Annotated in this window: 20 protein-coding genes; 11 read left to right on the top strand and 9 right to left on the bottom strand. The window is 71.6% G+C overall.

Annotation, left to right across the window (positions count from 1 at the left end):
* Nucleotides 1-85 precede the first annotated feature (85 nt).
* Nucleotides 86-2,002, top strand: coding sequence for a glycerophosphodiester phosphodiesterase family protein (locus tag NIE111_RS08995; protein ID WP_238683931.1), 1,917 nt, complete (start codon nt 86-88; stop codon nt 2,000-2,002).
* A gap of 51 nt (nt 2,003-2,053) precedes the next feature.
* On the opposite strand, the gene NIE111_RS09000 is transcribed toward NIE111_RS08995, so the two are convergent.
* The 4 genes from NIE111_RS09000 to NIE111_RS09015 all read right to left on the bottom strand — a co-directional run bounded on the left by NIE111_RS09000 (nt 2,054) and on the right by NIE111_RS09015 (nt 5,414).
* Nucleotides 2,054-2,650, bottom strand: coding sequence for a hypothetical protein (locus NIE111_RS09000; RefSeq protein ID WP_238683932.1), 597 nt, complete (start codon nt 2,648-2,650; stop codon nt 2,054-2,056).
* Nucleotides 2,651-2,812: 162 nt separating this feature from the next.
* Nucleotides 2,813-3,376 (bottom strand): GerMN domain-containing protein, encoded by a 564-nt coding sequence (locus NIE111_RS09005; protein ID WP_238683933.1) that lies wholly within the window; start codon nt 3,374-3,376, stop codon nt 2,813-2,815.
* The gene (locus tag NIE111_RS09010; protein ID WP_238683934.1) at nt 3,373-4,728 is read right to left on the bottom strand and encodes a sensor histidine kinase; all 1,356 of its coding nucleotides are present in this window, start codon (nt 4,726-4,728) and stop codon (nt 3,373-3,375) included. Before NIE111_RS09010 ends, NIE111_RS09005 begins: the two co-directional genes overlap by 4 nt.
* The gene (locus tag NIE111_RS09015; protein ID WP_112678279.1) at nt 4,725-5,414 is read right to left on the bottom strand and encodes a response regulator transcription factor; all 690 of its coding nucleotides are present in this window, start codon (nt 5,412-5,414) and stop codon (nt 4,725-4,727) included. The genes NIE111_RS09010 and NIE111_RS09015 overlap by 4 nt, the downstream gene beginning before the upstream one ends.
* Nucleotides 5,415-5,566: 152 nt before the next feature.
* On the opposite strand from NIE111_RS09015, the gene NIE111_RS09020 reads away from it, so the two are divergent.
* The 4 genes from NIE111_RS09020 to helR all read left to right on the top strand — a co-directional run bounded on the left by NIE111_RS09020 (nt 5,567) and on the right by helR (nt 9,227).
* Nucleotides 5,567-5,896 (top strand): STAS domain-containing protein, encoded by a 330-nt coding sequence (locus NIE111_RS09020; RefSeq protein ID WP_238683935.1) that lies wholly within the window; start codon nt 5,567-5,569, stop codon nt 5,894-5,896.
* The gene (locus tag NIE111_RS09025) at nt 5,893-6,507 is read left to right on the top strand and encodes an STAS domain-containing protein (RefSeq protein WP_238683936.1); all 615 of its coding nucleotides are present in this window, start codon (nt 5,893-5,895) and stop codon (nt 6,505-6,507) included. Before NIE111_RS09020 ends, NIE111_RS09025 begins: the two co-directional genes overlap by 4 nt.
* A 49-nt stretch (nt 6,508-6,556) precedes the next feature.
* Complete coding sequence (locus NIE111_RS09030; protein ID WP_238683937.1) at nt 6,557-6,937, top strand: YccF domain-containing protein; 381 nt, start codon at nt 6,557-6,559, stop codon at nt 6,935-6,937.
* Nucleotides 6,938-7,091: 154 nt separating this feature from the next.
* A complete protein-coding gene (helR, locus tag NIE111_RS09035; protein ID WP_238683938.1) occupies nt 7,092-9,227 on the top strand; it encodes an RNA polymerase recycling motor ATPase HelR in 2,136 nt (711 codons plus the stop codon).
* Nucleotides 9,228-9,253: 26 nt separating this feature from the next.
* Here helR and NIE111_RS09040 read toward each other — a convergent pair whose 3' ends face one another.
* From NIE111_RS09040 to NIE111_RS09050, 3 genes are all read right to left on the bottom strand, one after another.
* Entirely contained in the window at nt 9,254-10,762 is a 1,509-nt protein-coding gene (locus tag NIE111_RS09040; RefSeq protein WP_238683939.1) for a PQQ-dependent sugar dehydrogenase, read from the bottom strand.
* Between the two features lie 11 nt (nt 10,763-10,773).
* Nucleotides 10,774-11,334, bottom strand: a complete 561-nt coding sequence (locus NIE111_RS09045; RefSeq protein ID WP_238683940.1) for an RICIN domain-containing protein — start codon at nt 11,332-11,334, stop codon at nt 10,774-10,776.
* 173 nt (nt 11,335-11,507) lie between these two features.
* Nucleotides 11,508-12,056: an RNA polymerase sigma factor gene (locus tag NIE111_RS09050; RefSeq protein WP_238683941.1), complete on the bottom strand. Its 549-nt coding sequence runs from the start codon at nt 12,054-12,056 to the stop codon at nt 11,508-11,510.
* A gap of 56 nt (nt 12,057-12,112) precedes the next feature.
* Here NIE111_RS09050 and NIE111_RS09055 point away from each other — a divergent pair, with 56 nt between their 5' ends.
* A complete protein-coding gene (locus NIE111_RS09055) occupies nt 12,113-13,477 on the top strand; it encodes a serine/threonine-protein kinase (RefSeq protein ID WP_238683942.1) in 1,365 nt (454 codons plus the stop codon).
* On the opposite strand, the gene NIE111_RS09060 is transcribed toward NIE111_RS09055, so the two are convergent.
* Nucleotides 13,474-14,187: a hypothetical protein gene (locus NIE111_RS09060; RefSeq protein ID WP_238683943.1), complete on the bottom strand. Its 714-nt coding sequence runs from the start codon at nt 14,185-14,187 to the stop codon at nt 13,474-13,476. The two genes, NIE111_RS09055 and NIE111_RS09060, sit on opposite strands and share 4 nt — an antisense overlap.
* Nucleotides 14,188-14,437: 250 nt before the next feature.
* Between NIE111_RS09060 and NIE111_RS09065 the strand changes: the two genes are divergently transcribed.
* From NIE111_RS09065 to NIE111_RS09080, 4 genes are all read left to right on the top strand, one after another.
* A complete protein-coding gene (locus NIE111_RS09065) occupies nt 14,438-16,474 on the top strand; it encodes a serine hydrolase domain-containing protein (RefSeq protein WP_238683944.1) in 2,037 nt (678 codons plus the stop codon).
* A 42-nt stretch (nt 16,475-16,516) separates the two neighbouring features.
* Nucleotides 16,517-17,812: a sensor histidine kinase gene (locus tag NIE111_RS09070; protein ID WP_238683945.1), complete on the top strand. Its 1,296-nt coding sequence runs from the start codon at nt 16,517-16,519 to the stop codon at nt 17,810-17,812.
* A gap of 8 nt (nt 17,813-17,820) precedes the next feature.
* Complete coding sequence (locus NIE111_RS09075; protein ID WP_238684378.1) at nt 17,821-18,465, top strand: response regulator; 645 nt, start codon at nt 17,821-17,823, stop codon at nt 18,463-18,465.
* Nucleotides 18,466-18,594: 129 nt separating this feature from the next.
* Nucleotides 18,595-19,392: an SAM-dependent methyltransferase gene (locus NIE111_RS09080; RefSeq protein ID WP_238683946.1), complete on the top strand. Its 798-nt coding sequence runs from the start codon at nt 18,595-18,597 to the stop codon at nt 19,390-19,392.
* Between the two features lie 106 nt (nt 19,393-19,498).
* Here the strand turns inward: NIE111_RS09080 and NIE111_RS09085 are convergent, their stop codons facing one another.
* Nucleotides 19,499-20,596, bottom strand: coding sequence for a winged helix DNA-binding domain-containing protein (locus tag NIE111_RS09085; protein WP_238683947.1), 1,098 nt, complete (start codon nt 20,594-20,596; stop codon nt 19,499-19,501).
* Between the two features lie 876 nt (nt 20,597-21,472).
* Between NIE111_RS09085 and NIE111_RS09090 the strand changes: the two genes are divergently transcribed.
* Complete coding sequence (locus tag NIE111_RS09090) at nt 21,473-26,935, top strand: ATP-binding protein (RefSeq protein WP_238683948.1); 5,463 nt, start codon at nt 21,473-21,475, stop codon at nt 26,933-26,935.
* The last annotated feature ends 43 nt before the right edge of the window (nt 26,936-26,978 follow it).

Raw genomic sequence — 26,978 nt, forward strand, 5'->3', positions numbered from 1 at the left:
GGATCGAGCGCGGTACACCAGGCGTTCCGGCGGCCGCCATGCTTGATTGATCATCAGTTCGGGCGCGCTTCGTACCGTCGCGTCCATGACTGTCCTACCCGCATCACCGTCGCCTCGCCACGCCGGGTCACGCCTCGGCGCCCTGGGTACCCGGGCCGCCGCCTCCGCCGCCGCTCTCGCCGTCACGGGCGCTGCCGTCGCGGTCGCCGTCGCGACCTCGTCACCCGCCACCGCCGAGCCGAGCAGCGTCGTCGTGTCGGAGAACTTCTCGGCCGGGTCGTTGCCCGCCGGTTGGCACGCGGTCGACGGCGCCTGGAAGGTCGAGAACGGCCGACTGTACGGAACCTCCGCCAGCTCCAGCGAGAACAACAAGATCACCTTCGGTCGGCACCTGAACGACTTCCGCCTCGAGGCGACAATGCGCTTCGAGTCGGTATCGGCCGCCACCCGCTGGGCCTCGCTCGGCATCGACGTCCCCGCCAGTGGCGCGACCCCCTGGTGGATCGCCACCATGCGCAGCGGCACCACCGCCGCCAACGGGCTCGAATTCGCCCAGCGGACCACTGCCAACGCCTGGGTCGTGACGAACACCGCCTCCGCCCCGTCCGCCGCCGGCACGGGCCGGGACGTGCGCGTCGCTGTCGAGGTGCACGGCAACCAGGCCCGCTGGATCTTCGACGGGCGGGAGGCGATGCGGACCAGCAGCCTCCAGCGTTCCACCGACGGCGTCCAGGGGCTCTTCGTCAACGGCGCGACAGTGTCGTACGACGACGTCACAGTCACCGAGCTGGCACCGAACGGCTACCTCCGCCCCGAGGGCAGCCCGTTCACAGTGATCGCCCACCGGGGCGCGTCCGCCGCCGCACCGGAGAACACCCTCGTCGCCCAGGAGATCGCCCGTAGGGGCGGCGCCGACTGGATCGAGAACGACGTCCAGCCGAGCAAGGACGGCATCCCGTTCATCCTGCACGACGGCACCGTCGACCGGACCACCGACGGCACCGGCAACATCCGGGACCTGACCGCCGCACAGATCAAGGCGCTCGACGCCGGCTCCTGGTTCGGGCCGCAGTACGTCGGCGAGCGGGTGCCCACCCTCGCGGAGCAGCTCGCCGACCTGCGGACGCGGGGTGGCAACCTGCTCGTGGAGATCAAGGGCAAGCACACCCGCGACGAGGTCGCCACGATCATCCAGGTGATCCGGGACGAGCAGATGATGGGCCGGGTATTCATCCAGAGCTTCGAGGTCGACGCCCTGAAGTACACCTACGAGATCGCTCCCGAGCTGCCGCTCGGCCTGCTCCGCGGCACAGTGGACGCCGACCCGGTGGCGATCGCGAAGGAACTGCACCTGACCGCGTACAACCCGGACGGCAACGCGCTGTTGGCCAAGCCGGAGGTGCTCGCCCCGCTGCACGCCGCCGGGGTCGCCGTGATGGCCTGGACGATGGACTCCGCCGGTCTGTGGCAGCGGCTGGAGCGGATCGGCACCGACGCGATCATCACCAACCGGGCTGCCGAGCTGGTCGGCTGGAACTCGGCATTCGTCCAGCGGGCCCCCGCCGACCCCACCGTGCGGATCACCTCGCCGGCCGGCGGGGCGCGGCTGGACCGGGCGCAGTCCCCGGTGATCGCTGTCGCCGCGACCAACGCGGACACCGTCACCGTGACGCTGGACGGTAAGAAGTCGGCCGCCGGACGCAAGCTCGACCTGGCCACGCTGACCGCCGGCCGGCACACCATCACCACCGAGGCGACCGGGCCCGAGGGCACCGCCACCGCGACCAGCACCTTCACCGTGACGGTGAGCCAGGCCGGCCTCGGCTACCTGATCCTCACCTCGGGCGCGGACCCGGCCGCCGTCACGGCGATGACCACCAAGCTGGCCCACGCCCAGTACGCCGAGCTGGCCACCTACGCCGACCGGCAGGCCGGCAAGCTGGTGCCGGCGGAGGTCGCCAGCGTCATCGCCGCCGACGCCCGCACCCTCGCTCTGAAGTAGTGGCTCGACGGGTGGCGCTGGTCCGAAGGGGGCCAGCGCCACCTTGAGTCCTTAGCGGACGGTCGCGGGCGACTCGGTCCGCTCCCCGCGCTCTCGCACCAGCGGCAGCGCCGGGGCCAACGCCAGCGCCATGCACAGGCCGCCGATCGGAAGCAGATCGAGAGTGACCGCCGGCAGGACGATGCCGGCGAGGAGCAGCGGCACACTCCACCACGGCAGCCGCCGTCGGGCGGCGAGCATGCCCGTCAGCACAAGGAGGCCGAGGAAGAAGAACTGGGGTACGACGTCGTAGAAGGCCACCTCCACGCCGGGGATGTCCTTGAATTCCGCGCCGAGCCTCGACATCTCCGCCCGGTCCGCGGCCAACAGCCCCTCGACGATGTCGGCGACGAACTGCACCATCGTCGCGGCGAGCCCGACCAACGTGAAGGCCACCACGCCGGTGCGCCAGCGGCTGCGGGGCAGCAGGCGGGACAGCGCGAGCACACCCGGGACGAAGCACACCATGCCGGCGAGAGCGACCAGGTGGGCCGCCTGCCAGTCGAGCCCGGGGCCGTACACCCCGTCGGATCGTGCCCAGAGACGGACCAGGCCGTAGGCCAGGATGCCGACCGGACCGGCCAGCACGTAGAGCGCAGCGCGTTTCATGCCCGCCATCATCTGGCCGCCGACGCCAGCAGACCTCCGGGAGCTTCCCTCGGATCGCCCTGGCTTTCGTCTCAGGTCTTCCACCGAGCAACCCCGAAACCCCGCCACCGTCGAGCGGTCGTCGTCGACATCGGAGTGGCCCGTGCTCCCGGTGGCGCGCGCTCAGCGTGCGCTGATGAGGGGGGCGTAGTCGCCGCGGGTGAGCGGCCTGCTGGACAGGGAACCGTCGGCCCGGGGCACGCCGAGAGCCCTGCCGTCGCGCAGGAAGGCCACAGTGGAGACGTCCTCGCGGCTGGTGAGCGTACAGACGATCTGCCCGAAGGCGAGGACCTCGTCGCTGCGACCGCCCACCTCCGCGGGCTCGTCCACCGCGACGAGGGCCTGCGTACCGGTCACCGTCGCGCGAGCGGCGTTGACCGCCCCCGGCAACGCACTGGTCAGATCGGTGTTCCGTTCGGCCCCACTGGGCCCGGCGAGCAGGTGCCGCAACTGGTCCGCGATGCTGGGTGCCCTGTCGACGCGCCGGACCACGGGGACGATGCGGTTGTCCCGGACCAGGCAGAGCGTCTCGGCGGCACTGCCGGCCGGTGCTGTGGTGTCGGCGGGAGCGGCGCTGCTCAACGGCCCTCGTGGGGGCGGCACCGTGCGCGGGGTGTCGTCGATGGGGATGCCGCATCCGGTCAGCAGCACGGCGAGGGCCAACGGGACGATGCGGCGGCGCCTCACGACAGGCTCTCCGGCAGGGTCACCCGGAAGCAGGCGCCCCCACCCGGACGGTCGGCCACCGTCACCTGCCCCGCGTGCGCGGCGGCGTGCTGGGCTACCAGTGCCAGCCCCAGACCGGTGCCGTCGCCGGCGCCCCGGGTGTGGGCTGCTCGCCCCCTGACGAACCGGTCGAAGATCGCCTCGCGGTCCTCGACGGGAACGCCCGGACCGTCGTCGTCGACCTCGATGACGCCGCTGTCCCCGTCCCGGCCCAGGCGAACAGCCACCGGGCCACCGCCGTAGGTGACGGCGTTGTCGAGCAGGTTCGCCAGGATCTGGGCGATCCGCCGCCGCTCGACCTGCCACGTCGGGGGCACGCCCGGTGCCAGGCGGACGAGGGTGCCCGGCAGGTCGTACGCGTCGCAGGTCTCCCGGGCCAACTCCACCACGTTCACCGGGGCACGGTGGGCCGGCTGGTCACTGCGGGCCAGGTCGATCAGGTCGTTGACGAGCCGTTGGAAACGGTCGATCTCGTCGGCGACGAGCCCGGCGGCAATGGCCGTCCGTTCGTCCTGGTGTTCCCGTCGGCGGGCCAGGACGCTGGCCGCCGCGGCGAGGGTCTGCAACGGGGAACGCAGTTCGTGGCTGACGTCGGCGGCGAACCGGCGGTCCCGTTCGATGCGCAGGGCGAGGCGGTCGACCATCTGGTTGAACGACGAGGAGAGTCGGGTGAGGTCAGTGTCGGTGGCCGGGTCGAGCCGGGCGGTGAAGTCACCGGCGGCGATCTTCTCGGCCGCGTCGGCGACCGCTGTCAGCGGCCGTAGCCCGTGACGGGTGGCGTACCACGCGAGGGTGGCGCCGGATCCGGCGACCAGCACCGCGACACTGGTCAGCGCGAGGGCCAGCACCTGGAAGGTCTGCTCCAGCTCGCGCAACGAGTTGACCTCGAAGTACGTCGCGGACGCCGACAGCGGCACACCGACCACCAGGGCCGGTTGCCCGTCGACGCGGACGCGCTGCACGGCCGGCTCCCCGGCGGAGACGACCCGCAGCAACTCGCCGGGGATGGCGGCAGTGGTCCCGGGATCGGCGGCGCGGGCGTACCACTCGCCGTTGAGGTGCAGCACCGGTCGACGGCTTCCGCCGGTGTCCAACGACCGGAGCACCTCCACCACGTCCGGGGTGTCGGTGTCGAGGCCGGCATGCACCACGGCGGCGTCGAAGTAGGCGGCCCGCAGGGCGATGCGTTCGCGGTCGTCGAGCAGGGACCGGCGCGTCAACTCGTAGGAGATCAGGGCCATCGACGCCGAGAGCAGGAGCGCGCCGACGGCGAACGCGGCGGTCACCCGGGTGCGCAGTCCGAGGCGTCTCATCGTTGCAGCTTGTAGCCCAGGCCGCGCAGGGTGACCAGGTGCCGGGGGTTCGCCGGGTCCGGCTCGATCTTCTGCCGTAGGCGGCCGACGTGCACGTCGACGAGCCGTTCGTCGCCGCTGTCGTACCCCCAGACCCGTTGCAGCAACTGCTGACGGGACAGCACCCGGCCGGCGTGCTCGGCCAGCTCACACAGCAGTCGGAACTCGGTGCGGGTGACAGTGACCTGTTGGCCGGCGCGGCGTACCTCCCCCGCCTCCGGACTGATCTCCAACTCCCCGAAGGCGACCGCCGGCACGGGCTCCGGCGCCGAGGTCGTGACCACCGGCCGGGCGCGGCGGCGCAGAGCCCGCAGGCGGGCGGTCAACTCCCGGATGGCAACGGGTTTGACCACGTAGTCGTCGGCGCCGGCTTCCAGGGCGGCCACGATGTCGTCGGTGCCGTCGCGGGCGCTGACCACCACGATCGGGACGTCGTCGTCACGGCGCAGCTGCCGGATGCACTCGAAGCCGTCGAGGCCGGGCAGCATCAGGTCGACGAGCACGTAGTCGGCCGGGTGGTGGCGTTGGGCGCGCAGGCCCTCCTCGGCCGTGGCCGCGCCGAGGGCGTCGTAGCCCTCGTCCTCGAGTGCGAGCAGCAGCGCGAGCCGGATGCGGTCGTCGTCCTCGATCACCAGTACGGCCGTCATCCCGGAATCATCCTCGGCCGACCGCCGGGCGGCCAACCGTGCCCGCCAGCCGGCGGTTTTGTCACACAACTGTCACAGAGCCTTGCAGTGACCGCCAACCCCGCCCAGCACGGTGGGAAGGAAGCAAGGGGCGAGGAGAGAGAGGTACGGCAATGGCGACGCCGGTGCTGCCCGCGAGGTACACGCTGCCGCTGGTCGAGGTTCGCGTCACCGAACTCGATCTGGCCTGTCTGCCGGAGGTCGGCGCGGCGTTCGACCGACTGCTCGCACTGCGCCCCGCACAGGTCGTGCTCGACCTGTCCGACTGCCAGCACCTCGACGCCGCCGCCATCGGCCTGCTGCTCGACCTGCACCGGCGGTTGACTCGCGCCGACGCGGCCCTCACCGTCCGCGATCCGAACCCCCGGGTCCGGCGCATCCTGCACATCACCCGCCTGGACCAGGTGCTCTCGATCATGAGCGAGGAAGGACCAGCAGCATGACCGTCGTCCCGGACGAGTATCTGATGACCCTGATCTGCGACACCTGCGGCGAGACCATCCGCGGCACCGCCTGCGTGCTCCCCGACGCCGAGGTCGTCTGGACCCTGGTGGCCGAGCACGGCTGGAGCGGTTCCCCCTTCGCCACCGGGCCGCACCGCTGCCCGCACTGCAGCCTCCTGCCCGCCTCGACCGGTGGCCACGCGTCGCGCGACGACCACGGCCCCGGCGGCATCCTCGGCATCGACCACCTCGACGGCACGACAGTCATCGCCGCCACCGGTGACATCGACCTGGACACCGGCGAGAACCTGCGCACGGCCCTGCGGCACGTGGCCGAGGTGGGCGGGCACGTCGTGGTCGACCTGAGCCGGGTGCACATCATCGACTCGACCGGCCTCGGTCTGCTCGTCCGCGCCCACCGTTACGCCCGCGATCGCGGTGTCACGCTCTGCCTCGCCGCGCCGTCGCGATTCATCCGCACCGTCCTGCACACCATGCGTCTGGACGGGGCCTTCCCGATCTTCGACAGCCGCGACGACGCCCTCGCCCAGTTGGCCGACGGTGGCGAGAGGACTGTCCCCGAGGCCCACGCGGTGGCCGTCCCCCGCTGAGGGCACGAGGCGAGCCGACCGAGTGGCGAGCATGTTTCATGCTGGAGTAATGATTCGTTTCGTACTGAATGTGCTGTGGCTCGTCTTCGGCGGTGGCCTCGTGCTGGCGGTCGGCTACGGCATCGCCGCGTTGATCTGCTTCGTCCTGGTCATCACCATCCCGTTCGGCGTCGCGTCGCTGCGCCTCGCGGTCTACTCGCTGTGGCCCTTCGGCCGCACTGTGGTGCCCAAGCCGGGAGCGGGCGTCGGCTCCGGCCTGGCGAACATCCTCTGGGTGGCGCTGGCCGGATGGTGGCTGGCGCTCTCCCACATCGTGGCGGGCATCGCCCTGTGCGTCACGATCATCGGGATTCCGTTCGGCGTTGCCAACTTCAAGCTCGTGCCGGCCGCGTTCTGGCCCCTCGGCCGCGACGTCGTCGACGTGCCCTGAACACGGAAAACGGGAGACACCAGGTCTCCCGCCACTTCTAACTTATATCGCACTGGGGGGCTTGCGGCAAGACCCCATTTATGACGCAGAATCGTCGGCCGAAGCCACATTCTGCCGAAATGGAAGTCATGAATTGGATTCCTCGCCTACCTCCGTGTTCGAACTTCCCGATCACCTCGCCCCCAAGGCCGACCCCGCGCTCATCGCCCACGACGAGCGGCACTTCGCGGCCATGGCGCAGGGCCTCGCGCAGCTGAGCGCCGAGCTGTCCGACCGCCTGGACACCGCGCGCCGGGCGCCCGGCGGCAAGGGCCGGCAGGCCGTCGACCGAGACGAGGAGGTCCGCCGGCTGACCGCCCGCCTGCGCTCGCTGAGCCGCTACGGGCTGGACCTGTGCCTCGGCCACGTGGTCGAGGCGGACAACCCCGAGCCGGTGTACGTCGGACGTCGCGGTCTCACCGACAGCACGGGCCGGCGGCTGCTGCTCGACTGGCGATCACCCGCCGCCGAGCCGTTCTTCGGCGCGACCCATGCCAACCCGATGGGCCTGGCGAGCCGCCGCCGGTACCGCTGGACCCGAGGCCGGATCAGCGACTACTGGGACGAGGTGTTCACGCCGGACGGGTTCGTGGGGCACGCCGTCGCGCTCGACGACCAATCCGCGTTCATCGCCAGTCTGGGCAGCGCCCGGTCGGCCCGGATGCGCGACGTGCTCAGCACGATCCAGGCAGACCAGGACGCCATCATCCGGGCAGGGTCGGCCGGCGCTCTCGTGGTCGACGGCGGTCCGGGCACCGGCAAGACCGTCGTCGCCCTGCACCGCACCGCGTACCTGCTCTACTCCGACCCGCGCCTCGGTCAACGCCGGGGTGGGGTGCTCTTCGTGGGGCCGCACCAGCCCTACCTGGCCTACGTCGCCGACGTCCTGCCCAGCCTCGGAGAGGAGGACGTGCAGACCTGCACCCTGCGCGACCTCGTCGAAGAGGGGGCCACCGCAACCGCCGACACCGACCCGGACGTGGCCCGGCTGAAGTCCTCGGCCGAGTTGGTCCGGGCGATCGACGCCGCCGTCCGGTTCTACGAGGACCCACCGACCGCCGCGATGACGGTCCCGGTCGGCGACTCCGACGTCCGTCTGAGCGCCGACGACTGGGCCGACGCGTTCCGGGCGCCGGGTCCCGGCACCCCGCACAACGAGGCGCGCGAGGAGATCTGGGAGGAGTTGCTGACGATCCTCGTCGACAGGTACGACGGCGAGGAGCCGGACGACGTGCTCCGCGACTCGCTGCTGCGTAACAGGGAGCTGCGGGCGACGGTCAACCGAGCCTGGCCGTTGCTCGACGCGGCCGATGTCGTGGGTGACCTGTGGTCGGTGCCCGCGTACCTGCGTAGGTGCGCGCCGTGGCTCAGCCCCGAGGAGGTCCGCAAGCTGCAACGCGACGAGCCCCGGGCCTGGACCGTGTCCGACCTGCCGCTGCTCGACGCGGCCCGGCAGCGGCTCGGCGACGCGGAATGCTCGGGGCGCACCCGCCGACGTGACCCGGCCGCCGCCGTGGAACGCGAGCACATGGCCCGGGTCGTCGACGAGTTGCTCGCGGCCGACACCTACGACGACGGCGAGGGTCTGCTGGCGATGCTGCGCCAACCCGACCTGCGCGAGGTCCTGGTCGACGAGTCCGCGCTGCCGGACGCCGACCGGGACCTGCTGGCCGGCCCGTTCGCGCACATCGTCGTGGACGAGGCGCAGGAGCTGACCGACGCCCAGTGGCAGATGCTGCTGACGCGTTGCCCGTCGCGCAGCTTCACCATCGTGGGAGACCGCGCCCAGGCCCGGCACGGGTTCACCGAGTCGTGGCAGGAACGCCTCAAGCGGATCGGGCTCGACCAGGTCACAGTGGCGTCGTTGAGCATCAACTACCGGACGCCAGCGGAGGTCATGGCGCAGGCCGAACCGGTCATCCGGGCCGTGCTCCCCGACGCCAACGTACCGACCTCCATCCGCGGCAACGGGCTTCCCGTCGTCCACGGACCGGTCGCCGACCTGCTGACGATCCTCGACACCTGGCTCGCCACGCACACCGACGGGATCGCCTGCGTCATCGGCGACCCGACCTTCCCGCCCACGGCCCGGGTCCGGTCACTGAGCCCGGAGCAGGCCAAGGGGCTGGAGTTCGACCTCGTCGTCCTCGTCGACCCGGAAACGTTCGGCACCGGCATATCCGGGGCGGTCGACCGCTACGTCGCGATGACCCGGGCCACCCAGCAACTGGTGCTCCTGACCAGCGGCTGAGGGGCGTGCCGCACATCGATCAGGGTCTAGTTGCCGAGCGTGACGTGCAGGATCCTCTCGTTGCTGTTGTTCGGGGTGCTGTCCTTGTCACCGACGTTGGTGGTGGTCAGCCACAGCCCTCCGTCGGGAGCCGGCTCCACCGTCCGCAACCGACCGTAGGTGCCACTGAAGTACGTCTGCACGTTCGTCAGGCTGCTGCCGCTGATCACCGCGCGGTACATCCGAGCGCCTCGGGCGCAGGCCACGTAGAGCGCGTCACGCACGATCGTGATGCCGGAGCAGGACCCTTCGGCAGTCGGATAGGTGCGCGCCGGCGCGATGAACCCGGCCGTACCGCAGGTGCCGCTGGTGCCCTCGCACGCCGGCCAGCCGTAGTTTCCACCCTTGGTGATCAGGTTGGTCTCGTCCATTACCGAGTTGCCGAACTCCTGCTCCCACAGCCGGCCCTGCGAGTCGAACGCCAGCCCCTGCGGGTTGCGGTGGCCGTAGCTCCACACGTAGTTGCCGAACGGGTTGTCCGAGGGAACGGTGCCGTCCGGGTTGAGTCGCAGGATCTTGCCTTCGAGGCTGGACCGGTCCTGGGCGTAGTTGCCGTTCTGGGCGTCGCCGGTGCTGGCGTACAGCTTGCCGTCCGGGCCGAACCGCAGGCGACCACCGTCGTGGTACTTGTTACGCCGAATGCCGCTGAGCAGGACCTGCTCGCTGGCGGTGTTGAGTCGCCCGTTCTCCAGCCTGATCCGGACGATGCGGTTGTCGCTCGGCGAGGTGTGCATGATGTACAGCCAGCGGTCGCTGGAGTAGCTGGCCGAGATGGCGAGCCCCAACAAGCCACCCTCACCGTCGGTGCTCTGCACGTTCGGCACCGTGCCCAGGTTGGTCTTGGCCCCGGTGGTCGGGTTGAGCTGGATGATGTCGTGCGCGTCGCGGCGGTTGTAGAGAACGCTGCCGTCGGGCAACGTCACCAGACCCCACGGGACGTCGGTGTCGGTGGTGACCTGTCGCACCCCGCACACCGGGTTGGCGCACGCCGCGCCGGTGGTCACCGTCGCGGTGCCGCTGCGCGACGAGGCGTTGTCCTGCGCGTCCCGAGCCACCACGTAGTACTGGTAGGAGGTGTTCGCCGCCAGACCGCTGTCGGTGAACGTGGTCGCCGGCGGCGCGCCGGTGACCGTTCCCACCTTCGCGCCGGCCCGGTAGATGTCGTACGCACGGACCCCGATGTTGTCTGTGGACGCGGTCCAACGCAGGGTCACAGTGGTGCCCGACGCGGTGCCGGTGAGCTGTTGCGGCGCGGTCGGTGGCTGACTGTCGGCCTGGCAGGGCGGCGGAGTGATCGAGACGGTGGCGCTCGCCTGCGACACGTTGCCGGCGGCGTCACGGGCGTTGACGTACAGGCCCCAGGTCGCCCCGGCCACCACTGTCAGGTTGGTGGACAGCGTCGTGCCACTCACCGACGTCATCAGCTGGCCGTCGTGGTAGATGTCGTAGAAGGCAACCGCGACGTTGTCCGTCGAGGCGTTCCACGCGAACGTCACCGAGTTGCAGGTCAGGCCGCTGACCCGTGGGCTACCCGGCGCCGTCGGCGGCTGACTGTCGGCGCTGCCGAGAGATGTCGTCCACCGCTGGTTGGACTGCCCGTTGCAGGTCCAGAGACCGACTGTGGTGCTTTGGCGGTGCCCGCGCCGGAGACGTCCAGGCACAGGCCGGACTGGACCCCGACGATGGTCCCGGACGTGGTGATCCGCCAGCGTTGGTTGGCGCCGCCGGTGCAGCCGCTGATCTGCGCCGCGGCGGGAGCTGTGGTGTCCTGGCCGACCACGTCCAGGCACATCGTGTCGTCGTAGACCCGCAACTCACCACTGGAGGTCAAGGTCCACGCCTGGTTGGCCTGGCCGTTGCAGTCGTAGATGTTGATGCCGGCACCGGCGGTTCTGACGTTGCCGACCACGTCCAGGCAACGACCGCTGGCCACGCCGACGACTGTCGACGGCGCCGCGGCGGCCGCCGGCACACCGACGGCCAGGCTCAGCAGCGTCACCGCCACCATCGCCGCCGGCAACAGCCGCCGTCGTGGGCGTCGTGGGCTTCTCCGCGCGATGACTCGCATCCGTCCTCCAGGCTCAGGGCGTCGACCGGCTCAGGGCGTCGACCGGCCCACCCAGACGACCACGCGCCCGACCACGCCGAACAGACACATCGACCATCAAAGATGCGATCGCCGCACATGTCAAACGATGTCCGCCGATCGGGGGCAAAACCACGGATCGGCGTACGCATCGCTCAACTACCCCCCAACGCCTCCCGGACGTACCGACGGGCGTGATGGATCCGGGACTTCAGCGTGCCGATCGGGATGCCCAACTGCCCGGCGATCTCCTGATAGTCGAGCTGACACAGGTCGCGGAGCACGAGGGCCGTCGCCAGCTCCGGCCGGTGCGCCTCCAGCCGGTCCAGCGCGTCCAGCAGATCGAGGCGCGATCCGGCGATGACGCTCGTCGTACGGGGGTCGGCCACCTCGACGGGCAGCAGCGTGCTGGGCCGCTCGGCCGCTCGCCGCCGCAGTGACCGGTAGGTCTGGCGGGCGCAGTTGGCGACCACCGTGTGCAACCAGGTGGAGAAGAGCGACCGCCCCTCGAACCGTTGGATGTGCCGGGCCACCTGCAACAACGCATCCTGCGCCGCCTCCTCCGCGTCCTGCCGACAGGACAGGAACCGCCCGCACTGCTCCAGCACCCGTGGACCGATCGCGGCCAGCAGCGCGTCGAGTGCGAGGCTGTCGCCGGCCGCCGCCCGCCTCGCCAGCTCCTCGGTGTCAGATTCCTTCGCCACCCGCGCTCCCCCGCTCGTGGGCGTCACCGGAGTCCCGGTCGCCGGATAATACGATCGTGTCCATCCCGCCGCAGGTTGGCCGGTACCGCATCGCGCGCCCCGTCGGCGCCGGTGCGTTCGCCACCGTGTGGCTGGCGTACGACGACGAGCTGCACTCGCCGGTGGCAGTGAAGGTGCTCGCCGACAACTGGTCGCAGCGGGCCGACATCCGGGGGCGCTTCCGCCAGGAGGCCCGGTTCATGCGGCAGGTCGACTCCGATCACCTGGTCCGGGTGTTGGACATCGGTGAGTTGCCCGACGGCCGGCCGTACCTGGTGATGACGTACGCCGCCGGTGGCACGCTCGCCGACCGGCTGAGCGGCGGGCCGATGCCGGTGCGCTCGGCGCTGCGGATCGCCGCCGACATCGCCAGGGCGGTGTCGATCCTGCACGACAGCGGCGTGCTGCACCGCGACCTCAAACCGTCCAACGTGCTGTTCGACACCAGCCCGGCCGGCGACCGGGTGTTGGTCGCCGACCTGGGGCTGGCCAAGACGCTCGCGCACGCGTCCGGGTTCACAGTGGTCGCCGGCACGCCCGCCTACATGGCGCCCGAGCAGCTCGTCCCCGGCGGAGGGATCGACGTGCGCGCCGACGTGTTCGCGATCGGCGCGCTGACGCACCACATGTTGACCGGTTCGCCGCCCGGGCAGCCGGTGACGGCGGCACCCCGCGCACCCGCCGCCGTCGAGCGCGCCGTCCGCCGGGCCCTGCATCGCGATCCGGACCGCCGCTGGCCCACAGCGGCCGCGTACGCCGCCGCGTTGGAGGGTCTGCTCGCCAGCCGGCAGTTGGCGGCCCGCCCGCCGCCGCGGCGCATCCGCCGGTTCCTCGCCGCCGTCGGCACCGTGACCGCGACGCTGGTCATGGCCGGATCCGCCACCGCCGCCACCGCGCCGCACGGCTGGACCCGGGTCGGCGACACGACCGGCGCCGTCTCGGTGGCCGTTCCCGACGGCTGGGCGCGGCAACTGCGCGACGGCGGCTGGGACCCGGCGGTGATCGGCCTCGCCGACGGGCGCGGCCCCGGTCTGCTCGTCGGAGCCGATCTCGCCGACTGGTCCGATGTCGACAGCGCGACACCGGGGGTCTTCGTGGGAGTGAGCCCCGGGCTGCGCGGAGCGGAGCAACCGGCGCTGCCCGATCACAGCGGATGCACACCCGCCGCAAGCCGGGCGGTCACCGTCGCCGCGTTCGGTGGGACCGTCCGGCACTGGTCGCGATGCGGTGGCGCGCAGACGTCGTTCAGCGAGGTCACCCTGGTCGCGGCCACCGGCACCTTCGGCGTGTACGTCCAGGTCAAGCAGACCGACGGCGTCGACCGCACCGACGAGATCCTCGGCACGCTGCGGGTGAACGGCTCGATGGTCGCGCAACGCTAGTACCGTTCCCAGTTGCCGGCGTAGTCGATGGTGCGCCACCGGCGTGTCTCAGTGCCGCCATCGAGCTTGCGGACTGTGGCCTGCACCCTGTTGTCTCCCAAGACACGGTACGACAGAAACGTCATGACCCGGTCATCGCTCGGACTGGAATCGTCCCCCAGGATGACCGGCTGCGCCCACCGCTCTCGGCCGGTGTAGTCGAGCTGAACCGGCACGAGGGCCTGCCGCCGCGCGGCGTCGGAGTTGCCCAGTTCGACGAGGACGAGCGCGTCCTCGGTCGACGGCAGACTCACCGGCTCCTCGGTGATGAAGTCGGCGTACACCGGTCGCGCGCCACCGGGCAGGATTCGGCAGGGGATGTCGAGGCCGTTCGACCCGTTCCGGAACTTCACCGTGTCGGACTCACCGCAGAATCTCAGACCGCGGATGACAGCGTTGGGCCAGTCGGTCCGCCTGATCTCGCTCACCGGAGCGGCCGGGCGGGAGGTGCGGGTGGTCGGGGCGCCCGGGGTGGCGCTGCGGGTGGCCGGAGCACTCGGGCCCGCGCTGCCGGTCGCCGGAGCGCTCGACGCCGACGGGCTCGGCGGGCTCGCGCTGGTGGACGGGGAGCCGGCGGGCCCGGCGTCGCCGCCGACCCGTTTCACCGGTGACGTGCAACCGGCGACGAACGTAAGGGTGAGCATCGCACCGACGAGCAGGTTGCCGCGCATGGGTGGTCCTTCCTCCACGGGGTCTGTCACAGGGTTTGATGCACCGGTACGGGCGGTGGTTCACGCGACCGGGGCGACACCTCTGCCCACCATCGGCGCACCCGCCCCTCCTCCTCAAGTCGTAGGCGCATTGCCGTCTCGCGCCAGATGGCTCGGGGCGATCACTCGAACAGGCTTGTCCCAAGGCATCGGGTGACGCCGTACGGACCTGCTCCGGACACCCGTTCGCCAGGAAAGGCACCGGCAGACGATGCGCTCTCTTCCCCTTCCCGCCCCCGGTTCACCCCGACCCGCCCGGCCGGTCGTCCGACTCGGCGCGGTGCTGGCGACCGCTGTCGTCCTCGCCGTGGGCGCCGCCGGCTGCGGCGCGCAGCAGCACAACCCCGCACCGCACATCGATGCTCCGGCGGCGCCCGCCGTGGCGAGCGGGACGGGTTCCGCCCTGACCGACACCGACGTCAACGCCTGGCTCGACGGCCTGTTGCCGGCCGCGCTCGACCGTACCGACATCGCCGGGGCCACTGTCGCCGTCGTGAACAACGGCAAGATCCTCACAGCCCGGGGGTACGGGTACGCCGACACCGGTGACGGCGGCAACGGTGCCGTACCTGTCGACCCGGACCGGCACCTGTTCCGGATGGGATCGGTGTCGAAGCTCGTCACCGCCACCGCGGTGCTGCAACTCGTGCAGAGCGGGAAGCTCGACCTCGACACCGACGTCACGACGTACCTCGACTTCGAACTGCCGCTGCGCTACGAGCGGGCCGTCACACTGCGGCACCTGCTGACGCACACCGCCGGCTTCGAGGAGCGGATCGCCGGCCTCATCGGCACCGACGGCGGCGACCTCAACCTCCGCAGGGCCCTGATGACCGACCCACCGGAGCAGATCTACCAGCCCGGCACCGTCCCCGCGTACTCCAACTACAGCAACGCGCTCGCCGGCTACATCGTCGAACGCGTCAGCGGGACGCGCTTCGAGGAGTACGTCCAACGCACCGTCCTGGACCGCGCCGGCATGCCGTCGTCGACCTTCGCGCAGCCCCTCCCGGCGGCGCTGCGCGACCGGATGTCCAACGGGTACGACACCTCCGCCGGGCCCGCCGCGCCGTTCGAGATCGTCGGTACGCCCCCGCCCGGTGCGCTGAGCGCCCCGGCGACGGACATGGCGCGATTCATGCTCGCCCAGCTCGGCGAGCCGGTGGGCTTCGCGCCCCTGCTGGACCAGCCGACCCGTGAGCTGATGCAGCGGCCGGCACTCGACGCGACGTCGCTGGGCACGCTGGCCGACGGGCCCCGGATGACCCTCGGATTCTTCGCCGAGGACCGTAACGGCCACCGGATCCTCGGCCACGGCGGCGACACCAAGTACTTCCACTCCCACCTGCAGATCTACCCCGACGACCGGGCCGGCATCTTCCTGTCCCTCAACAGCAACGGCTCCGGCGCCCTCGACAGCCACGAGCTTCGCGAGTCGATCGTGAACGGCTTCGCCGACCGCTACTTCCCCGCCCGCGACGACCAGCCGACCGCCGGCGTGGACCCGGCGACCACCGCCACGCACGCCGCGCTGGCCGCCGGCACGTACGAGTCCTCACGAGCGATTCAGAGCAACTTCCTGACGGCGATCGGCCTGGTCGGTCGGACCACGGTCAGCGTCGCCGACGGTGACCGGTTGCTGGTGGAGCCGGGCCCGCTGTCGGACTCCCCCGCCCTCTACGAGGAGGTGGCGCCCTGGGTCTGGCGCGAGGTCGGCGGGCAGCGCACGATCGCCATGCGGGCGACCGACGACCGGGTCGATGCGATCAGTTTCGACTCCGCGTTCGCGTTGCTGCCCGTCGAGCCGGCCCGCGCCTCCATGGTGGCCGTTCCGGTGCTGGCCCTGTCGACAGTCGTGCTGCTGCTCACCGTCCTGTCCTGGCCGGTCGGCGCGATCGTCCGCCGTCGACTGGGCCGCGCTCCCCGGGAGCGGGCGGGGCGCACCGCGCGGATCCTGAGCCGCCTCGCCGTAGCCGGCACGCTGCTCGCGTTCGCCGGCTGGGTGCTGAGCATCGGCAGCATCATGAGCCTGCAGGACGTTCCCGGGCCCGTCCTGCGCACCATTCAGGTGCTGCAACTGGTCGGACTGCTCGGAGTGCTGCCCGCCGCGGTCCGGCTGGTCGACGACGTGCGACGCCACGTCGGCTGGCGGCGGATCACCGGCAGCGGCCTGATCCTGTTGGCTCTCGCCGGCGCGGGCTGGTTCGCCGTGGAGTTCCACCTGCTCGCGCCTAGCATCTCCTACTGACCCGCCCGACCCGGGACGATCCGGAGCAAGGATGCGCACCCCATGAGGGACCACACGGACACCGATTTCGGCACACGACGACTGACGAAGTGGCTCGACGGCCGACTCACCCGGCTCGGGGTGACCGGAGTGTTCCCCCGGGACTGCCTGCTGGCCGCGGTGCTGACCGTCCTGACGTTCGTACTGCTCACCTCGCTGTTCTGGTTCGTGGCACCGGAGGACGGGGTGTCGTTCGACCCGGCGCGGGCCTGGCTGCTCGTCGCCATCTGCTGCGCGCAGGCGATGCTGCTGTGCCTGCGTCGGGTCCGGCCCCTGCTCTGCCTCGCGCTCGTCGTCGGCCTCCAACTGCCCATCATCGGCTTCTCCCTGCCCGAGGCGACCATCCGGGGCCTCGCACCGTTCGTCGTGGCGTACACCGTCGGGTCGTTGCTTCCGGTTCGCCGTGCGCTGCTGGCCGTCAGCGCGGTCGTGGTGGTGGAGTCGATCGGGGCGGCCGTCGTGGTGACCCCGGATCTGCTGACGGCCGTCGCGTACGTCTCGGCGAGCGCCCTGACCTACGCCAGCGCGACCTTCGTCGGCGGCTACGTGGCCACCTACCGGCGCTACGTGGAGCTGGTCCGGGTGCGGGCGGACGAGGCGGTCCGGGAGCAGCGCACGAAGGTCCAGGCGGCGATCGGCGCGGAGCGTTCCCGGATGGCCCGGGAGTTGCACGACGTGGCCGCGCACCACCTCTCCGGCATGGTCGTGCAGGCGGCGGCGGTCGAGCGGCTGATCGACCGGGACCCGGTGGCCGCGAAGGCCGGTGTGGCCTGGATCCGCAGCCAGGGCAAGGAAACCCTGGACAACCTGCGGCTGGTCGTCGGTGTGCTGCGCGGCAGGCCCGGGCACGAGGGCGGCGACGGTGCCGCCCCGGTGCCGGGGCTGGGCATGCTCGACGACCTCGTCCGCACCGCGGGCAGCCTCGCCGGCCCGGTGGAGTTCGTCCGGGAGGGCGAGCAACGCGAGGTGCCACCGATCGCCGACGTCGCGCTCTACCGGATCGCGCAGGAGTCGCTCAGCAACGCCCGCCAGCACGCCCCGGGTGCCGCAGCACGGGTGGTGCTCCGCTTCGAGCCCCGCTCGGTGTCGCTGGAGGTGGTGAACGAACCCGTCGCGCCGCGACGCGTACCGGCGGCACGGACCGGCGGTGTCGGCCTGGTGGGCATGCGTGAGCGCGCCCAGCTGATCGGGGCGACGTTCACCGCCGGCCCGACGGCGGCCGGCGGCTGGTCGGTCGCCGCGACACTCCCGACGAACGGCCCCGCCGCGTCCCGTCCGAAGGAAGAGGCCCCCGCGTGATCAGAGTGATGCTCGTCGACGACCAGGCCGTCGTCCGGGCCGGTTTCCGCGTCATCCTGGAGCAGTCCGGCGAGATCGAGGTCGTCGCGGAGGCGTCGAGCGGGTCCGCCGCCGTCGAGCTGGCCCGCCGGCTGCAACCGGACGTCATCTGCATGGACGTCCGGATGCCGCACGGCGACGGACTCACCGCGACCCGCCAGATCGTCGCCGAGGCGACCGGAACGCCACCGGCGGTCCTGGTCGTGACGACCTTCGACCTCGACGAGTACGTCTTCGGCGCGTTGGAGTCCGGCGCCAGCGGCTTCATCCTCAAGGACTGTGAGCCCGAGGAGCTGATCGAGGCGATCCGTCGCCTGGCGAGCGGGTACGGGCTCGTCGACCAGACCGTCACCCGTCGGGTGATCTCGGAGTTCGCCAGGCGTACGCCCGCTCCCCGCTCGGACGCGGCGGCGGCGCACCAGCTGACCGCGCGGGAGACCGAGATCGTGGAGCTGCTCGCGCAGGGCCTGTCGAACGTCGAGATCGCCGAGCGGCTCTTCATCGAGACCAGCACCGTCAAGTCGCACCTCGGGCGGGCCATGGCCAAGATCGGTGCGCGAGATCGGCTGCAGACCGTCGTGTGGGCGTACCAGAACGGGGTGGTCCACCGGTGACAGCGACCCTGATCCCCTGCCTGGCGACGGTAGGTCCACCCCTGGTCGAGAGTGGACATTGCCGGAGTACGATCCCGGGCGTACCGCTGTGGTGACCTCCAGCTGACGACCCCTCGATTGGAGCCAGGCATGGTTGGCCCGGACCCCGAACTCGCCGCGAAGCTTCAGCCCGACGTGCCGCACGCGGCACGGATCTGGAACTACTGGATGGGCGGCAAGGACAACTTCCAGTCCGATCGGGCGGCTGGCGACGCTGTCGCCGAGGTCTACCCGGAGATCGTCCTGATGGCGCAGCAGTCCCGCGTGTTCCTGGTGCGGGCCGTGCGTCACCTCGCGGCCGAGGCGGGCATCCGGCAGTTCCTGGACATCGGCACCGGCCTGCCCACCATGCAGAACACGCACGCGGTCGCCCAGGGCGTCGCGCCCGACTCGCGGATCGTCTACGTGGACAACGACCCGATGGTGCTGGTGCACGCGCGGGCACTGCTGGCCAGCACGACGTCGGAGGGTGTCACCACCTACGTCCCGGCCGACTACCACGACCCGGAGAAGATCCTCGCCGAGGCGGCGCAGACGCTCGACTTCGACCAGCCCATCGCCGTGATGTACATGGGCGTGATGGGCTACGAACCCGACCTGGACGTGGTGCGCTCGATCGTCGGGCGCACGATGGACGCGGTGCCGTCCGGCTCACACCTCGTGCTCTGGGACGGCACCAACACCAGCCCGGCGGTGGTCTCGGGTGCCGAGCGGCTGGCGCAGAGCGGCGGGGTTCCGTACATCCTGCGCAGCCCGGAGGAGCTCGAGAGCTGCTTCGACGGGCTGGCGATGGTGGAGCCGGGCCTGGTGCCGATCCCGCTGTGGCGACCGGAGGAGCCCGACGCCGTCGGGATCGACGCCTACGGCGCTGTGGCCCGCAAGCCCTGACCGACACGACGTCCGCCCCGCTCCCGCCATCGCGCCGGAGCGGGGCGGACGTCGTTCACCGCGCGCACGTCAGGGTCAGGCCGTCGGGCACCGATTCCGCCGGCCCTCAGCGGGGAGACGAACCGACCCGCACCCGGTCGCTCTCGTTGTCGGAGAGGAAGGACGCCAGGGCCTGCCCCTGCTCGGTCACGGCGGCCCGGTCAGCTCGGGAGAAGCCGCGTAGGGGGTTGACGGTCACCGTTTCCGACTCGACCGTCCAGGTCGCGGCGACCCGGCCGTCGACGAGCACCACGCGCTCGCCGGCCACCGAGAGGAGACGGTGCGCGTCGTCGATGATCCGGCTGCGGTCGTCGTAGCCGAGGATCGCATTGTCGAACGCCGGCAGGAACCGCACCGGGGCGGGTGTCTCCGGGTCGGGGCGCGGCGCGTCGGGGAGGTCGATCAGCTTCCGGCCACGCTCGTCGCGGAAGGTCACCAACTCGTCCCGCATGGCGGTCACCGCAGCGGGCAGCCCGGCGAGGCCGCACCAGGCCCGCAGGTCGGCAGTGGCCGCCGGGCCGAACGCGGCCAGATAGCGGCGGACGAGCAGTTGGCCGACCGGATCGGTGCCCGCCGTGGTCGACGGGGCGATCTCCCGGCCGAGCCACGCGGAGAGCAGGACGTAGCGCGCGCCCCCCGTCGTCCGCCACAGCCCGCGCGGCGGCACCTGTGTCATCGGGAGCAGCGCGACAGCTATCTCGCCCAGCACCCGCGGCCCCGGCGTCGGCCAGCGCTCGGCGAGCGCCCGCCCGATCTCGGGCATCGAGCGGGGCTCACCGTCGGCCACCACCGCCCGCGCGGCAGCGGCGAGGTCGTCGAGGTCCACCCCGTCGAGCTCGCCGCGGTAGACCCCGAGCACGCGTTGGCGCAGCATGGCGTCGTGACGGTTGCGCCAGGCCACGAGGTCGTCGGCGACGAGCAGGTGGACGGTGCGGCGCATGAGGTGGGTACGCACCACGTGTCGCTGGGTCAGCAGGGTGGAGAGCACCGTCGGGTCGAACGCGCGCAGCCGCGACCACAGCCCGATGAACGGCTCCTGCGGCTCCTGGGCCTGCAGGCCACCGAGGTGGGCCACGGCGTCGAGCGGCGGCAGGTCGGCGCGGTCGAGCAGCAACTGCCGGGCGAGCGTCGCGCGGTTGAGCGCCCTGGTGTCGAGAACTGTCATCGGGTCCCTTCGGCCGGCGTCATTATCTGACCTGGGGCCGACGGTCCGGGTGCCCGACCGTCTCGGCTGAGCGAACTCGTCCCGTCCGGGGCAGCGGACGGGGCGAATTCGGGTGCGTACACCGATCGGTGCTTGCCCACGACGATCCCGATGCCGTTGGTGACCAGACGCTCCGTACCGTCGGACGGGCTGTTGCGGGCGGTGGCCGCGGTCTGGCCCGGCTCGCGGACGGTGACAGTGCTCGATCCGCCGCCGCGTCGGGGTGCAGCAGGTCGAGGGAGACCTTGTCCTTCTTCAGGTCGCCGGTGAGCGGGTGACCGAGGGTGACGTCCCGGGGCGTGGCCACCTCGAACGAGCCGTACGTGACGCCAGGGGCGAGCCGCGCGGTCGCGGTGATGGTGATCGGGGCACCCGTCGCGGGTACCGTGACCCTCGCCGCGTGGGCGACGCCGACCGGCGTGACGAGCGTGGTGAGTCCCGCCGCGAGCAGCAGCGCCAGACGTGGGCGTACGAGGTGCGGTGACCTCATTGCCGCTCCTTCCCTGGTGCGTTCCTGACCTGGTCCGGGATGGTCGAGCCGGGCCGGCGGTTGACCGGACCGGCGATGATCTTCCTGGTCAGCCGATCACCCGGGGATCAACTCGGGAGGCTGCGGACGTGAACCGCCCGCACCGCCTTGATCAACTGCCGGAGTGCCAGATCGGGTCGGCACGTCTTCCGGTGTGCCAAAAAGTTTTGTGCATTTCCTACAACTGAGGGACGGTGGGTTCGGTGGTTGCGCCATAGCGCTGGCCGCCGCCACGCGGAAAGGTGATCACTGCTGGGAGCCGTCGTCTCCCGGCGCGCAGGTCGAGGTCTAGCTAAGGGGTTTTTCGGGTGTTCAACCGTGTCGCCATCGTCAACCGTGGTGAAGCCGCCATGCGGCTCATCCACGCGGTCCGCGAGCTGGCCGCGGAGACCGGCATCCAGCTCGAAACCGTGGCTCTCTACACCGATGTCGACCGAAGCGCCACGTTCGTCCGCGAAGCGGACATCGCCTACGATCTCGGCCCGGCGTCCGCACGCCCGTACCTCAACCTGGCGGTGCTGGAGCGCGCCCTGATCGAGACCGGTGCCGACGCCGCGTGGGTCGGCTGGGGCTTCGTCGCCGAGGATCCGGCGTTCGCCGAGCTGTGCGAGAAGATCGGCGTCACCTTCGTCGGGCCGAGCGCGGACGCCATGCGCCAACTCGGCGACAAGATCGGCTCGAAGCTGATCGCCGAGGAGGTTGGCGTGCCGGTCGCGCCGTGGAGCCGCGGCGCCGTCGAGACCCTCGCCGCCGCCCAGGCCTCGGCAGCCGAGGTCGGCTACCCGCTGATGCTGAAGGCGACCGCCGGCGGCGGCGGGCGCGGCATCCGCGTGATCAGGAACGAGGCCGAGCTGGTCGACGCGTACGACCGCACCAGCCAGGAGGCGGCACGGGCGTTCGGCAGCGGCATCGTGTTCCTGGAGCGCCTCGTCACCGGGGCCCGGCACGTCGAGGTCCAGGTGATCGCCGACGGACAGGGCACCGCGTGGGCGCTCGGCGTCCGCGACTGCTCCGTGCAACGACGCAACCAGAAGGTCATCGAGGAGTCGGCGTCGCCGGTGCTCGACCCGGCGCAGGCCGCCGAGCTGAAGACGTCGGCGGAGCGGCTGGCCGTGGCTGTCGGCTACCGAGGCGCGGCGACCGTCGAGTTCCTCTACCACCCCGGGGACCGGTTGTTCGCGTTCCTCGAGGTCAACACCCGCCTCCAGGTCGAGCACCCGATCACCGAGCTGACCACCGGGTTCGACCTGGTCAAGGCGCAGCTGCACGTCGCCGCCGGCGGGCGACTCGACGGTGCGCCGCCGGCCGAGCGCGGGCACGCCATCGAGGCGCGGCTCAACGCCGAGGACCCCGACCGCGACTTCGCCCCGTCCCCCGGCCGCATCGCCCGGCTGGACCTGCCCAGCGGCCCCGGCATCCGGGTGGACACCGGCGTCAGCGAGGGCGACACCATCCCCGCCGACTTCGACTCGATGATCGCGAAGATCATCGCGTACGGCCGTGACCGCGACGAGGCGCTCGGCAGGCTGCGCCGGGCGATGGCGAACACCACGGTGATCATCGAAGGTGGGGCGACGAACAAGAGCTTCGTGCTCGACCTGCTCGACCAGCCCGAGGTGATCGACGCCAGCGCGGACACCGGCTGGATCGACCGCGTCCGCGGCGAGGGCCGCCTCGTCACCCACCGCCACTCCGCTGTCGCCCTGGCCGCCGCCGCCATCGAGGCGTACGAGGAGGAGGAGCGCGTCGAACGGCAGCGGCTGCTGTCGACGGCGGCCGGCGGGCGCCCACAGGTGCAGCACGCCAGCGGCCGACCGTTGGACCTCAAGCTGCGCGGCGTCGGCTACCGCACCCGGGTGGCACGGGTCGGCGCGCACCGGTTCCGGGTCGGCATCGAGACCGGCCCCGTCGTGCGCACCGCCGACGTCGAGCTCGACCGCTTCGACCGGCACACCGGTCAGATCGTCGTCAACGGCATCCGCTACCGCCTGCTCACCGGCACGTACGGGCCGACCCACCTGGTCGAGGTCGATGGAGTGACGCACCGGGTCAGCCGGGACGAGGGTGGCGTCCTGCGCTCCCCGATGCCCGCGCTGGTCGTCGCCACGCCGCTGGAGGTCGGCGCGGAGGTCGAGGCGGGCGCGCCGGTGCTGGTGCTCGAAGCGATGAAGATGGAGACGGTGTTGCGGGCGCCGTTCAAGGCGCGGCTCAAGGAGTGCGCCGTGTCGGTGGGAAGCCAGGTGGAGGCCGGTTCGCCGCTGCTGCGCCTGGAGCCGCTCGCCGACGACGCCGAGGAGACCCCTGACGACCCGAGCACCGAAACCGTCGAACTGGACCTGCCCACCGCCGCCGCGGACATCCCGGCGTACGAGCGCAGCCGGCGCGGTCAGGAGGACCTGCGGGGTCTGCTGCTCGGCTTCGACGTCGACCCCCACGACGACCGCCGGGTGCTCGACGACTACCTCACTGCGCGACGGACGGCCACCGAAGCCGGCCAGCGGCCCCTGGCCGCCGAACTCGACCTCATCGAGGTGTTCGCCGATCTCGCCGAACTGAGCCGCAACCGGCCGACGGGCGAGGACGGCGGCGCCGCGCACGTGCACAGCGCCCGGGAGTACTTCCACACCTACCTGCAGAGCCTCGACGTCGAGCGGGCCGGGCTGCCGGACGCCTTCCAGACGAGGCTCGGCAAGGCCCTCGGCCGGTACGGCGTCACCGACCTGGACCGCACCCCCGCCCTCGAAGCCGCCGTCTTCCGGATCTTCCTCGCCCAGCAGCGCGCCTCCGCTGACGCGCAGGTCATCGCGGCGCTGCTGCGCGCGTGGCTGCGCGAGACCCCGCCGGACGAGACGCTGCGCGAGCCGGCCGGCCTCGCGCTGGAGCGGCTGATCGCCGCGACGCAGGTCCGCTTCCCGGTGGTCGCGGACCTCGCCCGCGGCGTGGTGTTCGCCTGGTTCGCCCAGCCGCTGCTGCGCCGCAACCGCGCCCGCGTCTACGCCGAGGTCCGTGGGCACCTGCGGCACCTCGACGCGCACCCGGACGCGCCGGACCGCGCCGAGCGCATCGCCGAGATGGTACGCAGCACCGAGCCGCTGGTCCGGCTGCTCGGTCAGCGGCTCGTCCGCGACCACCTCGACAACGCGGTCATGTTGGAGGTGCTGACCCGGCGCTACTACGGCAACCGGTCGCTCACCAGCGTGCGCACCCGCGAGGTCGCGGGCTGCACGTTCGTGGTCGCCGAGCGCGCCGACTCCAGCGTGGTCTCCGCCGCGGTCAGCTTCGACGCGCTGGGCAGCGCCCTGCGCGGGCTGGCCGAGCTGGCCACCGGCGAGGAGGCCGTGGACGCCGACATCTACCTCGGCTGGGAGAACCAGCCGGAGGACTTCGACGCGATGGCTGCCGCGCTGGCCGAGGTCATCGCCGCGCACCCGCTGCCGCCCCAGGTCCGAAGGGTCACCACCACCGTCGCGGGTCGCGGCGGGGCGGTCATGCACCACCACTTCACCTTCCGCCCGTCGGGCGCCCAGTTGACCGAGGACCGTCTGATCCGTGGGCTGCACCCGTACATCGCGCAGCGGATGCAGCTGGAGCGGCTGCACAAGTTCGACCTGACCCGGCTGCCGTCGTCGGACGAGGAGGTCTACCTCTTCCAGTGCGTGGCGCGGGAGAACCGGGCCGACGAGCGCCTCGTCGCGTTCGCGCAGGTGCGTGACCTGACCGAGCTTCGCGAGCAGGACGGCCGCCTGGTCGCGCTGCCGACGGCCGAGGACGCCATCGCCACCTGCCTCGACTCGATCCGCCGCGCCCAGTCGCGGCGGCCGTCGAAGACGCGCTTCAACACCAACCGCATCGTGGTCTACGTGTGGCCGCCGAGCGAGCTGACCCGCGAGGAGATGGAGATGATCGCCGGGCGGGTCCGCCCGACGACCGCGGGCGCCGGCCTGGAGGAGATCCTGTTCATCGCGCGCCAGCGCGACCGCCGGACCGGCGAGCTGACCAAGATCGCCGTACGGATCTCGTTCGACGCCGCGGGCGGCGCCGAACTGGCCGTCGGGGAGCCGCCGGTCGAGCCGATCGAGCCGCTCGACGAGTACCGGCTCAAGGTGCTGCGGGCCAGCAGCCGCAACACCGTGTATCCGTACGAGCTGACCGGCCGCCTCGGTGACTTCGTCGAGCACGACCTCGACGACGACCACGTGTTGGTGCCGGTGGACCGGCCGAAGGGGCGCAACAGCGCCGCCATCGTCGCCGGGGTCGTGACGACGCCGACCGAGCGCTACCCGCAGGGTGTCACCCGGGTGGTGTTGCTCGGCGACCCGACGAAGTCGCTGGGCGCCCTGTCGGAGCCGGAGTGCCGGCGCGTGATCGCCGCACTGGACCTGGCCGAGCGGATGCAGGTGCCGCTGGAGTGGTGGGCGTTGTCCGCCGGGGCCCGGATCTCGATGACCTCCGGCACGGAGAACATGGACTGGGTGGCCGCCGCACTCAAGCGGATCGTCGAGTTCACCCAGGCCGGCGGTGAGATCAACATCGTGGTCGCGGGCATCAACGTCGGCGCGCAGCCGTACTGGAACGCCGAGGCGACGATGCTCATGCACACCAAGGGCATCCTGGTGATGACGCCCGACTCGGCGATGGTGCTCACCGGCAAGCAGTCGCTCGACTTCTCCGGTGGCGTGTCGGCTGAGGACAACTTCGGCATCGGCGGCTACGACCGGGTGATGGGGCCGAACGGGCAGGCGCAGTACTGGGCGCCGAACCTGACGGCCGCACGGGACGTGGTGATGGCGCACTACGACCACACGTACGTCGCGCCCGGCGAGGACGCGCCCCGGCGGGCGGTCACCACCGACCCGGCCGACCGCGACATCTCCGGCTTCCCGCACGACGTCGCGGGCAGCTCCTTCGCCACCGTCGGGGAGATCTTCTCCGTCGAGTCCAACCCGGACCGCAAGAAGCCGTTCGACATCCGAACGGTGATGCGGGCCCTCTCCGACCAGGACCACCCGGTGCTGGAGCGCTGGGCCGGCATGGCGGACGCTGACACCGCTGTCGTGCAGGACGTCCACCTCGGTGGCATCCCGGTCTGCCTGCTCGGCATCGAGTCCCGGTCGGTGCCCCGGCACGGCTTCCCGCCCACCGACGGTCCCGACACCTACACGGCGGGCACGCTGTTCCCCCGCTCGTCGAAGAAGGCCGCGCGGGCGATCAACGCGGCCAGCGGCAACCGGCCGCTCGTCGTGCTGGCGAACCTGTCCGGCTTCGACGGCTCACCGGAGTCGATGCGCAAGCTGCAACTCGAGTACGGTGCCGAGATCGGCCGGGCGATCGTGAACTTCCGGGGGCCCATCGTCTTCTGCGTGATCTCGCGCTACCACGGTGGTGCGTTCGTGGTGTTCTCGAAGGCGCTGAACCCGAACATGACGGTGCTGGCGTTGGAGGGCTCGTTCGCCTCGGTGCTCGGTGGCGCACCCGCCGCCGCTGTGGTGTTCTCCGCCGACGTCAACGCTCGTACTGCTGCCGACCCGCGGGTGCGGGACCTGGAGGCCCGCACCGCCGCCTCGGCCGGCACCGAACGCGCCGCGCTGACAGCGGAACTCGACGAGCTGCGCTCGTCGGTGCGCGCGGAGAAACTCAGCGAGGTGGCCGCGGAGTTCGACCGGGTGCACAACATCCACCGCGCCGTCGAGGTCGGCTCGGTGGACGCCGTCATCCGCGCCGCCGAGTTGCGTCCGCGCATCATCGAGACCATCGAGGCCCGCCTGGGATGACATCAGGGTGGCGCTGACCAGGGACCAGCCTAATCAGGCGTCG

This window comes from Micromonospora hortensis (assembly GCF_022230935.1).
In the GTDB taxonomy this organism is placed as follows: Bacteria; Actinomycetota; Actinomycetes; order Mycobacteriales; family Micromonosporaceae; genus Micromonospora; species Micromonospora hortensis.